General features: G+C 34.4%; 14 protein-coding genes. 6 read left to right on the top strand and 8 right to left on the bottom strand.

Annotated elements, in window-relative coordinates:
* Positions 1-13: 13 nt before the first annotated feature.
* Together ACZZ9T_RS01985 and tsf are read right to left on the bottom strand one after the other, a co-directional pair.
* A complete protein-coding gene (locus ACZZ9T_RS01985; RefSeq protein ID WP_463440703.1) occupies positions 14-4156 on the bottom strand; it encodes a T9SS type B sorting domain-containing protein in 4143 nt (1380 codons plus the stop codon).
* A gap of 194 nt (positions 4157-4350) precedes the next feature.
* The gene (gene tsf, locus ACZZ9T_RS01980) at positions 4351-5178 is read right to left on the bottom strand and encodes a translation elongation factor Ts (RefSeq protein ID WP_463440702.1); all 828 of its coding nucleotides are present in this window, start codon (positions 5176-5178) and stop codon (positions 4351-4353) included.
* Positions 5179-5324: 146 nt separating this feature from the next.
* On the opposite strand from tsf, the gene ACZZ9T_RS01975 reads away from it, so the two are divergent.
* Positions 5325-6026: a DUF6759 domain-containing protein gene (locus tag ACZZ9T_RS01975; protein ID WP_463440701.1), complete on the top strand. Its 702-nt coding sequence runs from the start codon at positions 5325-5327 to the stop codon at positions 6024-6026.
* A 52-nt stretch (positions 6027-6078) separates the two neighbouring features.
* On the opposite strand, the gene ACZZ9T_RS01970 is transcribed toward ACZZ9T_RS01975, so the two are convergent.
* A complete protein-coding gene (locus tag ACZZ9T_RS01970; protein WP_463429742.1) occupies positions 6079-6462 on the bottom strand; it encodes a helix-turn-helix domain-containing protein in 384 nt (127 codons plus the stop codon).
* 160 nt (positions 6463-6622) lie between these two features.
* Between ACZZ9T_RS01970 and ACZZ9T_RS01965 the strand changes: the two genes are divergently transcribed.
* The 3 genes from ACZZ9T_RS01965 (at position 6623) to ACZZ9T_RS01955 (ending at position 8949) form a co-directional block, all read left to right on the top strand.
* On the top strand, positions 6623-7942 hold the full coding sequence (locus tag ACZZ9T_RS01965) for a hypothetical protein (RefSeq protein ID WP_463440700.1): 1320 nt from the start codon (positions 6623-6625) through the stop codon (positions 7940-7942).
* A gap of 11 nt (positions 7943-7953) precedes the next feature.
* Positions 7954-8520, top strand: coding sequence for a DUF6705 family protein (locus tag ACZZ9T_RS01960; RefSeq protein ID WP_463440699.1), 567 nt, complete (start codon positions 7954-7956; stop codon positions 8518-8520).
* 87 nt (positions 8521-8607) lie between these two features.
* Positions 8608-8949 carry a hypothetical protein gene (locus ACZZ9T_RS01955; RefSeq protein ID WP_463440698.1) on the top strand — a complete coding sequence of 114 codons (342 nt, stop codon included), beginning with the start codon at positions 8608-8610 and terminating at the stop codon, positions 8947-8949.
* A gap of 100 nt (positions 8950-9049) precedes the next feature.
* Here ACZZ9T_RS01955 and ACZZ9T_RS01950 read toward each other — a convergent pair whose 3' ends face one another.
* The gene (locus ACZZ9T_RS01950; protein WP_463440697.1) at positions 9050-10006 is read right to left on the bottom strand and encodes an acetyl-CoA carboxylase carboxyltransferase subunit alpha; all 957 of its coding nucleotides are present in this window, start codon (positions 10004-10006) and stop codon (positions 9050-9052) included.
* 47 nt (positions 10007-10053) lie between these two features.
* Complete coding sequence (gltX, locus tag ACZZ9T_RS01945) at positions 10054-11562, bottom strand: glutamate--tRNA ligase (protein ID WP_463440696.1); 1509 nt, start codon at positions 11560-11562, stop codon at positions 10054-10056.
* Between the two features lie 177 nt (positions 11563-11739).
* Here gltX and ACZZ9T_RS01940 point away from each other — a divergent pair, with 177 nt between their 5' ends.
* A complete protein-coding gene (locus ACZZ9T_RS01940; RefSeq protein ID WP_463440695.1) occupies positions 11740-12570 on the top strand; it encodes a glycosyl transferase family 90 in 831 nt (276 codons plus the stop codon).
* Positions 12571-12582: 12 nt separating this feature from the next.
* A complete protein-coding gene (locus tag ACZZ9T_RS01935; RefSeq protein ID WP_463440694.1) occupies positions 12583-12927 on the top strand; it encodes a phosphomannose isomerase type II C-terminal cupin domain in 345 nt (114 codons plus the stop codon).
* Positions 12928-12941: 14 nt separating this feature from the next.
* Here ACZZ9T_RS01935 and ACZZ9T_RS01930 read toward each other — a convergent pair whose 3' ends face one another.
* From ACZZ9T_RS01930 to ACZZ9T_RS01920, 3 genes are all read right to left on the bottom strand, one after another.
* Positions 12942-13847 carry a glycosyltransferase family 2 protein gene (locus ACZZ9T_RS01930; protein ID WP_463440693.1) on the bottom strand — a complete coding sequence of 302 codons (906 nt, stop codon included), beginning with the start codon at positions 13845-13847 and terminating at the stop codon, positions 12942-12944.
* Between the two features lie 215 nt (positions 13848-14062).
* Positions 14063-15163 (bottom strand): glycosyltransferase family 61 protein, encoded by a 1101-nt coding sequence (locus tag ACZZ9T_RS01925; RefSeq protein ID WP_463440692.1) that lies wholly within the window; start codon positions 15161-15163, stop codon positions 14063-14065.
* A gap of 540 nt (positions 15164-15703) precedes the next feature.
* Positions 15704-16486, bottom strand: coding sequence for a glycosyltransferase family 2 protein (locus ACZZ9T_RS01920; RefSeq protein ID WP_463440691.1), 783 nt, complete (start codon positions 16484-16486; stop codon positions 15704-15706).
* Position 16487: the final 1 nt, after the last annotated feature.

The raw sequence follows: 16487 nt of genomic DNA, 5'->3' as shown, positions 1-16487 counted from the left end.
GAAAATTTAAAATTTATTCTCTATTCTTAATTAATAGCCATCCCGAATGTGAAACTGGCAATTTTGTATCTGGCTCAATCCACTTTAATATATACCAATATGTTCCTGTAGATAAGGTTCTTCCTCCGGATTTTCCATCCCAGATGAAATTTTTGTCTGAGGATTTATAAACAGGTGCTCCATAGCGATCTACCACTTCAATACTTACATTTTGTTTTAATCTAAGCTCAGAATAATTCAAAACGTCATTATGACCATCCCCATTTGGTGTGATGGCGTTTACAAGATTTAGGATTACAAATTCTTTTATTACAGGTTGACATCCGTCTGCACCCAAAACATAGACAGAATAAGTTCCTCTCGTTAAACCATAAAATGTATTGGATGACTGATAATCAATTCCGTTTAATGAATATTGATAAGGTGCAGTACCTCCTGTGACATTGATCGTTACATTGGCTCCGGAAACCTGAATACTTGTGATGACAGGAGACTGTGCAGTGGTTACCGTTACAGACTGTCGGTATACACAGCCGTTAAAAGTTAAATCAACATAATAAACACCTGCACCTACGCTAATCGATGGGGTGGTTTGCCCTGTACTCCACAGATATGAGGTGAATCCTGCTCCTGCATTCAAAACAGCTTTTGAGTCTGAACATACAACCTGATCCCTCAGAGTGTCAGATTTTTTACCTGATTTTAAAGATATAGTGATACTACCAGTATTTGGACAGGAATTAGCACTTGTAAATCGTATAAAAAATGTTCCGGTTGTTGTGATTATTTGCTGTGCCGGAATTGCGTTGGTTCCTGTCTGTGCACTGGCTAAAGTAGAATGAAAAGTAAGTGTCACAGCAGGATCTGCAGTGAATTGGTTTTTATAATCGTTAAGATTCACTGTTTCAGATCCATTGAGATCGTTATCGCACACTTGTGTTGTGATGTTATTGGTGATCAGTGTTATTTTGTTTCCAATAGTGAAATTGATTTGTCCAAATGCAGATGGACAGCCGGCTACACCATCTACTCTTACATACACAGTGGTATTGGTTGTGTACGTCCAGCTTGCAGGTAACGTATTGTTGTTTCCGGCATTGGCGTCAGTTTGATTAAGGTAATATCTCACCGTAAAACTGGCCGGGTTGGCTACAATTTGAGGAGTAATAGTAGTCAAGTTAACATTAATGATTCCGTCAAAATTATCGTCGCAAAGTGCTGCGTTGTAATTTGCTGTATTGATGTTAGGAAGCGGATTTAACACTAATGTGATCTGAGCTGTTTTCGTACATCCAAATGTTGAGGTGATTTTCACGTAAACCACAGACGCACCTGATGTAAATGCTGCTGGAGTAGTAATCGGTACAGTTAAAGTAGCATCAGAATAATAAGTAATTACAGTTCCTGTTGTAGAAGTTACATTAGCTGTCGTTAAATTAAATACTGCATTTCCCTGGATATTTGAACACGAGGAAAGAGTGGTGTTGGTTGCAGTAATCGTGTCTAAACTTAAAGTAATTTTCGCAATATTCGGACAAGTATTCGGTTTCTGAAATCTTATATAGATAGTTTTTGTCGGTGCAATAGTTTGTAAAGCATTTACTGCATTTGTTCCGTTCTGTGCATCTTGCAATGTATTATAATAGGTAAGCAGAACTGCAGGATCTGTAGTGAAATTGTTTGTGTAATTATCTACATTCACAGTTTCTGTACCATCTGAATTGTCATCACAAACCAAAGTGCTGTAATCCAATGTCAGTAAAGGAATTTTATTACCAATCGTAAAATTGATTTGTCCGAAAGCAGGTGGGCATCCATTCGCAGATTCTACTCTCACATAGACTGTTGTATTTGCAGTGTACGTCCAGTTTGTAGGTAATGTATTGCTGTTTCCTGCGGTTGCATCGGTTTGGTTTAAATAATATTTTACAGTAAAACTGGCAGAATTCGTGACAATCTGTGGATTTACAGTATTGAAATTCACATTAATGATTCCGTCAAAATTATCATCGCAAAGATTAGAGTTAAAATTAGCCGTATTGATACTTGCGCCTTGATTTAAAGATAAAGTAATCTGTGCTGTTTTTGAACACCCAAACGAAGAAGTAACTTTCACATACACGATTCCTGCGGAAGCAGTATATGTTGCAGGAGTAGTAATCGGCACTGTCAACGCAGCATCAGAAAAGTAAGTAGCCGTGGTTCCTGCATCAGGAGTAACGACAGCCGTAGTCAAATCAAATAGTCCCGAATTTCCATTTGTTGTACAGGTAGTCAAGGTTGCATTGGTAACTTGCAGAACATCAATATTGATTACTACTTTAAAATATTCAAAACTTGCAGGATTTCCGTTTCCTTCAATATAGTAAGTAAAAGAATCTGTAGTGTCATTCGTTAATCCAGGATTGGGAGTATAGGTGATTTGTCCGTTTGCAGGATTCACTGTTGCCGTTCCCTGGGTAGGAGCCACCATCACCGCAGTTTGATTGACTGCAATCTGCTGAGTTGAAGTGCTGAATGCAGGAATAACCGTTTTTGTAGTACAAGATCCTATCGAATACGTTGTCGTAGAAATGGGCGGACAAAGCGTATAAGCATACACTGGAGTTAATTTTGTCTCACAATTGGTTTTTGTGATTGAGCAGGTATAATTTCCTGCACCGTAAGTTTCCGGATTAATAAAGTATGCAGTCGCTCCGGGAATAGGATTTCCGTTAAGGAACCATTGGTAAGCATCATAAGTGTTATCAACCTGAAGAATTACTCCGTTCAAGCAATCACCTGTTTTGCTAATGGCAGGAACAGATGAGAATCCGGCGAAATATCCACCGTAACCTACTGCGCCGCTTCCACCGATGATCCCCGCTGTTACAGATTTGGTAGAATTTACCGTAACATTTCCTGTGATATTCGGGACAGAATAAGAAACCCAGTTAGGATTTCCTGTAACAGGATAAGGTCCGTTATTTACAGCGATCGGGTTTCCGTTTAATGTTACTGCAGCTCCGCTTTGCGTAATAATATTTAATTTGGTATTGTAATTAGTAGAACCAATTTTGTTGATAAAACCTATTTCATCTACCTTGTTTGGAAGAAAACAGCTCAAAGGCGGGATGTAATTAAATCCGCCAGTTGCATAGATGGTTCCGGTAGCAACTCCTGCCAACAACTGATAAACGTATACGTTTTTCGTTGAGGAAATTCCCATATTGAAATTGTTATTCCCCTGATTGATGTAAGAATTTCCGGAAATCATAAAATAATCACCTGCGTTTAAATTCACTCCGGAAGCATTTCCATTTACAGTAAAAGTCGTGTTGTTTTCGGTGGCAATTACTAAAATAGTTTCCATACCGGAAGTAGCGGGGCCATTTCCTTTTACCACTACAAAATCTTTCCCCAATCTGTCTACAGGAACCGACTGATCCATCAGAATATCATTATTGGTAAAATTTTGATTGGTATAAATTGCATTAAAATTACCGTTTGTAACTGAAATCGGCTTCGTAGCAACAATTTTTGCACCTACAAGACCATCAAAGTTATTGGGAGAATCAGTACTGACCGCATTGATGATGTAAGATTGACCTCTGTTTAAAGTAAATGTTTTCGTAGGAGAAGAAGTTCCGTCTGAGAAAACCACATTGGGATCATATCCGGATACAACCACCGTTGTATTATCTTCTGTTGCCGTAACTCCTATGGTTGAATTTATATAAAATTCACTCGCTGTAAGAGGCGCCATTGCTGCATAGAATGTAGTTCCCAAACCTGCAAGACCCTTAGAAGTAATAATCTCCGCATGATTGGTAACAGAAAATCTATAATTGGCAAAGAATTTTTTAGAACCTTTTACATACATTCCCATAGGAACCGGTGTGAAAAGATCTCCGGGATTGGTAGCCAGTAAAAAATATTCGGGAATACTTACCTCAGCAGGATTTCCTTTGCTTACTGTTACTGTATTGTAAAGTGTATTGTTGTTGTAAATCTGTACCTGAAAAGGAACGGTCTCGTTTGTTGAAAGATATAGAAAACTCTGCAAATTGCCTGTTCCTGCACTTGCTGATATAGGTGCAAACCAATGATCAGTATCTAATTGAGCATTCACCAATAAAGACAGAAAAGTAAAAAGACTTAGTAAAAATTTTTTCATACCTAAAATTCAAGGGCGACAAATTTAAGTATTAATAATCAAAATATTACAAATTATTTTTAACATGTGTTTAGATTTAATACAGATGTGAATATTTCATTAGAAACTTCATAATTTGTTAATATCCTTAATTTTGATCATAAAAAAATCCCGATGAAAAATTCACCGGGATTATATATTGTTTGAAAGATTGATTAAGTTAAACTTACTCTTACAAATCCTGTAACTTTCAAGTCTCCGTTTACAGATTTTACATATTCAGCAACAGACATTCCTCCATCTTTAATGAAAGACTGGTGTACCAAAGTATTTTCTTTATAGAATTTCTGCATTTTACCTTTAAGGATATTATCGATAATGTTTGCAGGTTTTCCTTCTTTAGCAAGCAATTCTCTTTCGATTTCCAATTCTTTATCAATCGTTTCCTGAGAAACCATAGTCTCGTCAAGAGCGATTGGGTTCATCGCAGCAACCTGCATAGAAACAGATTTTGCAGCTTCGTCCGCTCCGTCTACTTTAGCAGAAAGCGCAGTGATAGAAGCGATTTTGTTTCCAGCGTGGATGTAAGCTCCCAAGAAAGGTCCTTCGATTCTCTCGAATGCTCCGATTTCGATTTTCTCACCGATAACTCCGGTTTGTTCGATTAATTTCTCAGCAACCGTTACACCGTGGAAATCTGTAGCCAATAATTCATCTTTAGTAGCAGCGAAAATTGCCATCTCTGCCAATTCGTAAGCCAATTCTACGAAAGCTTCGTTTTTTGCAACAAAGTCAGTCTCGCAGTTTAAAGAAATTACAGCACCCAGAGTGTTGTCTTCGTTTACTCTTGCAATTACTGCTCCTTCAGTAGATTCTCTGTCAGCTCTGTTGGCAGCAACTTTTTGTCCTTTTTTTCTAAGGATATCAACTGCTTTTTCGAAGTCTCCTTCTGCTTCAACTAAAGCTTTCTTGCAGTCCATCATACCTGCACCTGTTTGGTTTCTCAATTTTGCTACGTCTGCAGCAGCTGGTGAATAAGACATAATATTTATTATTTTTTTATTTAAAATTATGATTAACTTTAATAGTTTAATTTAAAGATGTGCAAAGATAATGATTTTAATGATAAACTAAAAAATGACTTTTCACGTTATAGTATTATTTAATAAATTTTTAAAGTTTTTACTCGATGAAAAAAATATTTCTAATCTTCTTTCTCTCCATATTCTGCCTGAGCTTCTCTCAGAAGAAGAAAAAAGCCAAAACAAAAGTAGTTGCCGAAAAAGAAACAGTCATCATATATACAGAAGCCGAAGCTGAAACTTCTACCGAACCCAGAATTATTGCCGGATTTCTAAAGCAAAATCCGGGTCATGCAAAATCAGATTTTTTTAAGAAAAAACTGATTACCATTATCATGGCAGACAATTCACCGGAAGCAAAACCTACCATTAAGCCATTAAGCAAAAGTAAAATTGAAAAAATCGTAAGCAACAATGAGCTTAATAAAAGTAAAGCTCTAGCCTCAAATACATCAGGAACCGCTTCCCCCGAAAGAAACGTGACGTATGCAAGTGTGGGAAGCACCAGCAAAAAAGCAGAGCCCAGTGACAAATCAAAAAAAACAGCTTCACTGCTTACTCATATTTTCAATCATGATCCCAGTGATAAGGAAGCGTATATCAATATTAAAAATAAATCAAACTGCCGATTGATTGTAAAAATCAGCGGAAAAAAATATTACAATATTGATGTTCCGGCTAAAGGACAAAATTTTATTCTGATTGAGAAAGGAGAGTATGTGCTGACAACCATGGTGTGCGATGCAAAATATTCTTCCTTGAAAAAGATCAATAAAGATATTGAGATACAGCTGGATGTAGCTGATTAAAAGAATAAAAATAGGGTAAGAATTTTCTTACCCTATTTTTTTATATCATTTTTTACTTATTCTTTACTGTTCTCAGTTCTTCCTTCAATTCTTGCACCTGTTCTTTTAATTCTTTGATGCGTTCTTCGTATTGCTCAACAAGTTTTTCAGATAAGAATGAATTTATCGTAGTAATAGTTCCAACATTTTGAAAAGCGAAACCACCCAATTGATCTAAACTGCTAAAATTATTCGTCTCATCCGTTAAAAAATCTTCGGGCTTTACTTCTAAGATTTCACTCAACTTTTCGATGTGAGCAGCCCAGGAGTGGCTTTCTCCATTTTCTATTCTTGCGTATGCAGATTGTGAAATATGCATTCTTTCTGCCATATCATCCTGAGAAAATCCTTTAGATTTTCTCAGTCTTTTTATTTTTTCTGCAACGTTGTTGGTCATATCAATTATTTTATAAACAAATATAAAATAATTTTCTCTTACAATATTACCCGATAATAGGGTAAACTATGCAAAAATAGGTTTTGTATCACAAAAAATATTTTTCACTTTTGTCATGTAAATTATTTATATATTTAACCCATTAAAACACACAATGATTATGAAAAAAAATCTATTGTTCAGGCTCTGCTTGATGATGACAGTGCTGCTGTCTCTTTATTCCTGTATTCATGATGAAGTCTACTCTTCATCTGACCCTTCCTCTACAGAATACGCCAACAAAAGTCTCTGGAAACAGGACGAAAAGTACATTACCAATGTAATGAAAGTCTATGCCGAAAACGAGGCAGATATCAAAAAAGTAAACGGAATCCCTTACTGGGACTATTCCACGACAGTAGAGAGCTTTGACGAAAGCTTCGTTGCAGTGCCAATCGTAGACAACGGAAAAGTAACCTCGGTGCTGAAAGTACCGAGACATGGAAAGAAGATCTACTTCTATTACACAAAAGATGAAAGTGATCTTTCATTTTTCCAGGCTTTGGTTTTTGCGAAAATTAAAAAAGCAGGGATGCCGGATGGCTCTACGGCACAGACCAACACCATTACCTGTACCCGGCAATGGGTAAGTATGTGGTATCCTGATGATGAAAGTAATCCTGATGGACCGGGATCTTGGGGATCTCCGGTATCGATCATCAAATGCAAAGCATTAAAAGACGAATGTCTTGGCTTTATCAACGAGTACGGACAATGTGACGGTGGTAATGGTGAAGGCGGCTACACTTATCCCGGACTTGGTGGTGGCGGTGGAAATGAACCGGAGGAAGAGGAAGATCCATGTACAAGAACAAAGGCAACTACTACCAATCCTCAATTTGTTTCAAGTGCAAATACTCTAAAAGGAAAAACTGATTTAAAAAGAGAAACAGGATATACTCTTTCTCTCGGTGCACAACCGCAGTTTTTAGATAGTCCTTTAGGGTCTTCAGAAGTAAAATTCACATTTCATCCAACAACTTATGCATTTATGCATACTCATTATGACGGAATTTATCCTATCTTTTCACCCGGAGATATTATACGTTTCAACGAATGGATTGTATGGGCAAAATCATGGAACGACATCCCAACCAATAATCCCAAGATTGATCTCAATAATCTTTCCTATACGGTAGTAACAAGTTGGGGAAGCTATACGATGACATATGATGGTATCGGAGCAACACCTTTTCAAAATTTCACACAACAAGAATTTAAGATTTTAAATGACAAATATGTTAGTATGTTAAGGTCTTCTGCGTCTGCTGGAGCATCGGGTATATCTTACAATATGGAAAAGGTAGAAAAAGAATTTATGAAATTTATGAAAGATAAACTCAATGTACCTGATTTAAAATTCTTTAAAGTAGAAAACAGTGGTAATACAGAACTCTATCTGGAAAACGGAAACAGAAAAACAACCCCATGTCCACAATAAAATATAAAATTATGAAACACTTATTTATCATACTTATCTCGTTTTTTGCTTTATCATGCAAAGCACAAATATATCCTCTAAATACAAGTCCATATGATGTTCCTGATAATGCCTACATTAAAGATACCAATAATGAATTGGATAAATATGTAGGGGTATGGACAGGAAGCTTGAATGGAAAAACTGTTTATCTCGATTTCAGAAAAATAAAATATTATTATAGTGATGATCATCCTTATTATATGGATAAAATTTTAGGTGAAAGAAAAATAGTAAATGTCAATGGTAACATTGAAATAGATAGAATAACTAATTTTGATACACTAAGTCCTGAATTTTGGGGTATATTCCCAAGTTTAGTATATCCAGGAAAAGATACTATTATTTTCTATCCTGATAATATGTGCAGAAAAACAGCAACTATACATATTATAAATATCACTTCTACCCAAATGACTTTAAAATTAGAGTTTGATCCTAGTTATTATAATGAAAACTGTATCCACAATGCTTATGTAACACAGCATGGTGATTGGCCAATTAATTTCCCGAAAGACATTACATTAACAAAACAATAAATGAGAAGTTTTATATTAATCTGTTTCGTTATCTTTTTAAATTCTTGTACAACAAATATTAATCCTGAGTTCATTCAGTTTAATCATATGAATGCAGTTGTAATAGGTGGAGATAAGTTAACAATTACATTAATTCCTACTCACAAAAAGAGAAAAAGACCTGTAATAGTAAAGATTTTTAGCAAAGGAGAATATTTTGATAACAAAAGAATTTCCTATCAGCAGTATCAACAGATTTCTGATATTATTGTAAGTATAAAAAAAGAAGATCTAGAGTTGCCCAAAAAAGAAAATTCCTTTGTTGGGATTTCAGATGGCGGAAGTAATTCTATTTACTTTAAAAAAGGCAATGCCGAAAAAAAGTTTATACTTATGGAATGTCAAAAGAATATCACGGGAAATTTTATGAAGCAACAGAACTTATTTTAAAAACTGCAAAACTTGAAATGAAAGATGTCAATTGATTAAAAGCTATTCAATAAATAAAACTAAAAAAGGTAACTTAGAAAATTCTAAGCTACCTTTTATTTTATCCTTTAAATTGCCCCATCGCAATAAATTTGTCTTGTCTTTGGGTTTCCAGTTCTTTGCCTGTGAATTTTGAAAAAGCTTTGATGTTTTGTAAAATTGAAGCTTTTAAATTTAAATAGGTAGTTTCAGGATCATAATGCGCTCCACCAAGCGGTTCTTCTATGATTCCGTCGATGAATTTTTCTCTTAAAGCATCTTTTGGAGTCAGATTCAGTGCGTTTGCAGCATCTTCTTTGTGATCCCAGTTTCTCCATAAGATTGAAGAACAGCTTTCCGGTGCAATTACGGTATACCAAGTGTTTTCAAGCATATAAACTTTGTTACCGACACCAATTCCCAGAGCTCCGCCACTCGCTCCTTCACCGATAATGTAAGTGAAAATAGGAGTTTTAAGCATGGTCATTTCAAAAATATTTCTTGCAATGGCTTCACCTTGTCCTCTCTCTTCAGCTTCCAATCCCGGATAAGCTCCCGGTGTGTCGACTAAAGTGATTACAGGAATTCTAAACTTTTCGGCCAACTTCATCAGTCTTAATGCTTTTCTGTATCCTTCAGGATTTGGCATCCCGAATCTTCTGTGTTGTCTTTCTTTGGTTGTTCTTCCTTTTTGAGTACCGATGATCATTACTTTTTGACCATCTAATGTAGCCAAACCTCCGATCATTGCAGGATCATCTGCAAAGTTTCTGTCACCGTGAAGTTCCAGAAAACTTCCCTTGTCTACCATACCATTGATATAATCTATGGTATAAGGGCGATCGGGATGACGCGATAACTGTACTCTTTGCCAAGGGGTGAGATTACCATAGATCTGTTTTTTGGTATCTATAATCTTATCCTCGATCTGACTGCATGCTAATTTTACATCAACACCACTTTCTTCTCCTACCAGTGAACAGGTTTGATACTGATCCATCAGCTCTTTTATAGGAAGTTCGAAACTTAAATATTCCATTCTTGAAGTAAATTAAATCTTTCAAATGTATGAAAAATTATGAAAATTTATTTAAAATTATTTATAGCATTGCTTATTCTTGCGATACTTTCTTGTTTTCCAACGAGTTCCAGAATATCAGGAACATCCGGTCCTTTTAGTTCTCCAACCAAAGCCAACCGCAGAGGCATCATTACTTTTCCCATACCGATGCCATTATTCTCTGCAAAATCATGTAAGCTTTGCTTAATGTTTTCTGAAATGAATGCTTCTATATCGCTCAGCATGACAGAAAATTCAGTCAAAAGAGTTGAGGTTTCCTCGTTCCAGGCTTTCTTAGAAGCTTTTTCGTCGTAAGAAGTGGGTGCTTCAAAAAAGAATTTTCCGTTTTCGTAAATATCTTTCGGGAAGGTTGCTCTCTCTTTCATCAGATGAATAATTTTTAATAATTTTTCATCCTCAATATTTAAATTTAAATCTGAATTTTTTAAAATTTGAAGCAATTCGTCATCCGATTTTGATTGAATATACTGATGGTTAAACCATTCCGCTTTTTCTTTGCTGAATCTTGCTCCGGCCTTGTGAACCTTATTTAAATCAAATTCTTTTGCCATTTCTTCCAGAGACAAAATTTCTTTGTCATCAGCAGGAGACCAGCCTAAAAGTGCGACCATGTTGATGAAAGCTTCCGGAAGATAACCTTCTTCTCGAAAACCTTTAGAAATATTTCCGGTTTCGGCATCTTTAAAATTTAAAGGAAATACCGGAAATCCGAATTTATCACCGTCTCTTTTGCTTAATTTCCCTTTTCCTTCAGGTTTTAAAATTAAAGAAAGATGCGCAAACTCAGGAGCTTCCCAACCCATTGCTTCATATAATAAAATATGAAGACCTAAAGAGGGTAACCATTCTTCACCACGGATAACGTGAGAAATCTCCATTTCGTGGTCATCAATGATATTGGCAAAATGGTAAGTAGGCATTCCATCGTTTTTTACTAAAACTTTATCGTCTAAAGTGTTGGTATTTACAGCAGAATTTCCTCGGATAATGTCTACTAAACCTAAAGTTCTGTCGACCGGCATTTTGAATCTTACAACATAAGGCGTTTTTTTATCCAGAAGTTGCTGTACTTCGTCTTCAGAGAGTGCAAGACTGTTTCTTAAACTGTTTCTCGAAATATTATTGTAAGAAAAAACGTCTCCTTTTGCTTCATACTCAGCTCGGATGGCATCCAGCTCTTCAGCGGTATCAAAAGCAATATAGGCGTAGTCTGTTTTTAAAATCTGCTCTGTGTATCTGTCATATATATCCCTTCTTTCAGATTGTCTGTAAGGGGCAAATTTCCCACCTTTTTTTGGGCTTTCGTCCGGGATGATTCCGCACCATTCTAAAGCTTCTTCAATGTAATCTTCGGCTCCTTCTACATATCTTGCTGTATCGGTATCTTCGATTCTCAAAACAAATTTACCACCTTGATTTTTAGCAAAAAGATAATCATACAACGCAGTTCTTACACCTCCCAAATGCAATGGTCCCGTAGGACTTGGTGCAAAACGGACTCTTACTTTACTCATTTATTGAAATTATAGTGCAAATCTAAGAAAAATGAATAGATTAACGTATTTTTGATTTATATTATGTATCATGACCAGGGTTATAAAAAAAAATAAATTATCCTTTTATATTCAGGGTTTTGCAAGGGGTATATTTCCTGTAAAATCATTAGAAAAAAAATAAATAATCTTTATAGCGTGCTTTCTAAAGAAGAGCTCAACAATGTTGAAAGAAGAGTAGATTATTATAATAAAATACATTCCCCGACAGAGGTTGCCCATCAAGGTACACGCATTAGAGATTTGCTTATGCCCAAAACTCCTAAAGCATATTATTTTGACACGTATGAATACGCACGATATTTTCCTGAAAATCATTTGATTGATTTTGCATTTGGTGACATCAATACCATCTTGAATTTTCCGATGATTACAAAGAGCCGTCCCATCAACGGGAATAATGAAAATAATATCCTGTTAAATTTAGATAAGGCCAGACATTTTGTTTCTGTACAAGATTCTTTAAACTATTCACAAAAAGAAAATAAGATGATTGGCAGGGCAGCAGTTTTTCAGGAGCATCGAATTAAATTTTATGAAAATCACTTCAATAATACATTGTGTGATCTTGGGCAGGTAAATAAAAATGGCGGTAACCCTGCGTGGATAAAACCAAAAATAAGTATTGCAGATCATCTTAAAAGTAAATTTATCCTCAGTTTAGAAGGTAATGATGTAGCAACAAATCTGAAGTGGATTATGTCTTCAAATTCTATCGCAGTATCTCCGCAACTCAAGATGGAAACCTGGTATATGGAAGGTATGTTGAGACCTGATGAACACTTTATAGGAATCAGTGAAGATTATAGCAATCTGGAAGAAAAACTACAATATTATATTGACCACGAGGCTGAAGCTCAAGAAATTATACAAAATGCTAAAGAATACAGAGCTCAGTTTAATAATAAAAATGTAGAAAATTTAATTTCGATTTTGGTTTTACAAAAGTATTTTAATTACATTCGTTGAAAATTTGTCATTATGTTAGAAATAGGCGAGAGACCATGGGGGAAATATTATGTTTTGGAGGACAAATCTACTTATAAACTTAAAAAAATTGAAGTAAATCCCGGGCAAAAGCTTTCTTACCAGTACCACCATCACCGACAAGAGTTTTGGACTATCGTAGAAGGAAAAGCCGTGGTTATTTTAGACGAAAAAGAGATTCATCTCTCCTACGGTGAAAGTGTTTTCATTCCACAAGGTTCCAAACACAGAATAATGAATTTTTCTGATAAACCTCTTGTATTTATAGAAGTGCAAACCGGAACTTATTTTGGTGAGGATGATATTGTGAGATTGGAGGATGAGTATGATAGAGAATAATTTTTTTCAAGCGATTATTTTAAGAGTAACAACTTGAAAAATAATATCGGCTGGTTGTATTTTATTTTATATTTTTCTTTTTTCCACTGTTTTATTAGTTTTTTTCTTTCTGTTTCTGAAGTGATGCCTGATAACCTTTTCTCAAATTTGTATCTAAGCAAATTGACTTCATAGTTCTTTTTCAGCTTTTTATCTGCATTAATGTAGTCCATATATTTTGCAGTTATTTTCTTATAGGAGATTTCCATTAAATCCCAGTTTTTGGATAAACTTTGAGGTAAAATTCTATAATAAAATAGTTTTTTGTCGATAAATCCTATTTTATAGCCCAAAAAAGTTAGCCTTAAATTCATATCCCAGTCTTCGGCATATACTTCTTCATCGAAAGGGTGTTTTACGAGAAGTTCTTTTTTAACAATAACACCGACATTAAAAGGTTCATTATGCGTAATATTGATGTGGAAAAACTGGTCGAGATTGTTGATGATTTTTCTTTTAGCTTTTTCAGAATAAGCATTAACGGTTTTATTTTCATCCTGAATATATCTGTAGCCGTCAGATAAGGCAAAATCAACTTTTTGCTCGCTAAGAAACTTTATTTTCTCTTCAATGCTGTTTTCGGGGAGCCAGTCATCTCCCGAAAGAATGGTTACATAGTCGCCCGAGGCATAAGAAACAAGAATGTTCAGGTTTTTTGCAATGCCATAACATTCTGTATTTTGTATTAATTTATGGGGAGTTTTACAATCTGAGAGTATCGTTTTTGCTTTGTTAAATGTTTCATCATTAGAATTATTATCCAACAGAATAATCTCTAGATTCTGATAGGTTTGAGAAAAGGCTGAACGGCATGCCTGCTCAATAAATCTTTCATGATTCATTGTTATGATAATCAGGCTTACTAATGGTTTTTTGTTCATTAAAAACGATTTATGGTTTCTTTAATATATCAATTTCTAAACCATTGGCAGCTGTATTTAATACCAATATACTGATCAAGATTCTTTTAAAAATTTTTATTTTGTTCTGTCAGCTGATACATCCACTTTGGAAACTTTTCAGAATTTTGTCGAAAGAATAGTAGAATTGGCATCAATTGAAGTTCTGATTTTTAAAGTACTTTCATGTATTTTTATCATATTTCTAATAGTTTGGTAATATGCTCTTCAAAAAGTTGTGGATTTATTGTATAATCTTCATGGAAATTCTGAGTTTTGCTCTCATTCCGAAGATAATATAAATTAAAATTAACCAACGTTGCAATCGTGGAGAATACAGAAAAATCTCCCCAAACAGTTCCCAGCCATGTGAGACCTTTGCTATTTGGTTTAGAAAACAAAAGATTTGTCCATGCTGCTCCACTTGCACCGATGATATAATCGGCATTATTCATGATAAATATCTGCTCATGAATATTAAGATTTTCAAAATATACTGGTTCAAAACCATAGGTTTTAGCAATATTTAACAGTTCATCTTCATTATATTTTCTAAATACAGATTTTCTTGCAATGAATACTTTTGAGACAGTCTTTACATTTACTTTTTCAAAATTATAATTTGCAAAACAGGTTTTGCGGATATAATCAATTGACTCTGGAGAAATCTTTGTAAAATCTGCCTCATATTTAGTTCCATCCATAACATTCGGAATGGTTGGGTTGGGAGTGTTGATAAACCACAGATTTTTAAAGGAGTGGAAATACTCGTTTTCGAGATATTCTACATCATAATCTTTTAAGAAAAATTGGGCAACGGTTTTCAAGTTTTCATTTTCCCTGATAGAAGAATCTAAAACTATTTTTAACGATTTAGAATTTGGGACAGATTCCAAAAATTGTGTCTTAGAAAGAATGTCAATCAAAAAGTGATAATAATTATATGTAAAAATCCCTCCAAAATATATTGCGTCATAAGGATATTCTTTGATGTCATAATTTCTTATTTTAGCTAAAGAATGTGAATGGAATCCTAAATTTCTATCTTCGTAAAGATAAATGGACCTATTATCAGTATGCAGTTTTTCGTAAAAAATCTTATTTTTATTTATTGCTACAAAGAATGAAGAATTACCTGTTATCATTACATTTTTTAGTAAAAAAATTTTGATCTCCGGTGTATAGGTTTCTACATATTTTTGCTCCTCCAATATTCTTTTAGGAAGATATGTTTTTATTTTTACTGATGGTTTTACAATAGTCTGAATAGTGCAAAAATCATCATTTATAAGTTCCAATGGTAAAAAATCAACAAAAAGTGCCTTTGGTTTTATAAAATAAGATTTTATAGAATACTTTATCTTTTTCCAAAGTAGTATTCGGTGCCTTTTTTTTATATCGTGTTTACTCATTTTTTCTTTCTAACAAATACATTATAATCTCTGATATAATCTTTCTCATCATTTGCGTTGTAGACTATACATATTTGTACTGCATTACATTATAGAGTATGCATGGTTTTTCAGTGCTTTTAGGGGATGTAGCGCCCAATATTTGGGGGCTAAATAAACTTTTTATTAGCCATTGTGGTGGCTTCTATTTACCGGCAGCAACAAGTATCTAATGCACATCAAAATGAGAATTTCCAAATTTTTGTAGAGTGTACAATAAATTCTTTTGGGACAACGGGTAAATTCTCTCTATCGGCGATTGATATTAAACCTGATTCAAATTTAACACTTTTAGAAAAATTCCATGATAAATAATTTATTATCATTCATGTGATTTATTTAAATTCTCAACGGAGTGATATGAACAAATGTTTTGCAGAGAGTTTTTTAGCTCTGCCTATAACCATTCTCGCAAGTTATAATTTTATTTTCAACAACATTTTTGTAAGTGTTAAAATTTTTATTCTCGTTTTGCCTGTCAAAATAGAAGTGATGAAGATGATAGCACACCGCTTTCATTTTCAGGCGACGCTGTTTTATCCCAATATTACTCAGTCGGCCAGCCAGCTCAATATCTTCATGTCCCCAACCATTCATCTCATTATTATACCCATTTACGGCAATAAAATCATTTTTCCAGAAAGAAAAATTACATCCTTTTACATTATCAGATTTAATATGATCTTTTCTGAAAAATTTAGATAACAGCGGTAAGCGGGTTGCATTTATCTTATTTTTAATATTTTTTTTGGCTTGTTTTAGATCAAGAACTCCAGATTCTAGAAGTTTTTTAGTGTTTTCTTCATTGATCAATGCGCGACTTCCATTGAGGAAAAATCCTTTTTCCAGTTCATGAATATGATCCTGAATAAATTTAGGACTCAAAATTATATCTCCATCAATCTGAATAATGTAATCTGCGTCACTTCCTTTGATAGCTTTATTCAAAATTATTGTTTTTCTAAAGCCATTATCTTCGTGCCAAAAGTGCTTCACAGGGATGGTAAATTTTGACTTCCAATTCTCAATAAGATTTTTAGTATCTTCTTTTGACCCGTCATCAGCAATTAAGATCTCGTCAGGAAGTATATTCTGTTTTTGTACAGATTGTAAGACAAGATCTAAGGCTGTTTTCCAATTATATGTAGAAATCAATAAGGCAACTTTCATA

Source organism: Chryseobacterium sp. AC417 (genome assembly GCF_979258215.1).
The sequence above is the reverse complement of the archived record's forward strand: the minus strand, read 5'-3'. Positions and strand labels throughout refer to the sequence as shown.

Coding starts and splice junctions, on each gene's coding strand:
- ACZZ9T_RS01930 (WP_463440693.1), bottom strand. CDS start 13,847: ATGAACAAAAAACCATTAGTAAGCCTGATTATCATAACAATGAATCAT.
- ACZZ9T_RS01965 (WP_463440700.1), top strand. CDS start 6,623: ATGAAAAAAAATCTATTGTTCAGGCTCTGCTTGATGATGACAGTGCTG.
- ACZZ9T_RS01975 (WP_463440701.1), top strand. CDS start 5,325: ATGAAAAAAATATTTCTAATCTTCTTTCTCTCCATATTCTGCCTGAGC.
- ACZZ9T_RS01950 (WP_463440697.1), bottom strand. CDS start 10,006: ATGGAATATTTAAGTTTCGAACTTCCTATAAAAGAGCTGATGGATCAG.
- ACZZ9T_RS01935 (WP_463440694.1), top strand. CDS start 12,583: ATGTTAGAAATAGGCGAGAGACCATGGGGGAAATATTATGTTTTGGAG.
- ACZZ9T_RS01970 (WP_463429742.1), bottom strand. CDS start 6,462: ATGACCAACAACGTTGCAGAAAAAATAAAAAGACTGAGAAAATCTAAA.
- ACZZ9T_RS01960 (WP_463440699.1), top strand. CDS start 7,954: ATGAAACACTTATTTATCATACTTATCTCGTTTTTTGCTTTATCATGC.
- ACZZ9T_RS01920 (WP_463440691.1), bottom strand. CDS start 16,486: ATGAAAGTTGCCTTATTGATTTCTACATATAATTGGAAAACAGCCTTA.
- ACZZ9T_RS01955 (WP_463440698.1), top strand. CDS start 8,608: ATGAATGCAGTTGTAATAGGTGGAGATAAGTTAACAATTACATTAATT.
- ACZZ9T_RS01985 (WP_463440703.1), bottom strand. CDS start 4,156: ATGAAAAAATTTTTACTAAGTCTTTTTACTTTTCTGTCTTTATTGGTG.
- gltX (WP_463440696.1), bottom strand. CDS start 11,562: ATGAGTAAAGTAAGAGTCCGTTTTGCACCAAGTCCTACGGGACCATTG.
- tsf (WP_463440702.1), bottom strand. CDS start 5,178: ATGTCTTATTCACCAGCTGCTGCAGACGTAGCAAAATTGAGAAACCAA.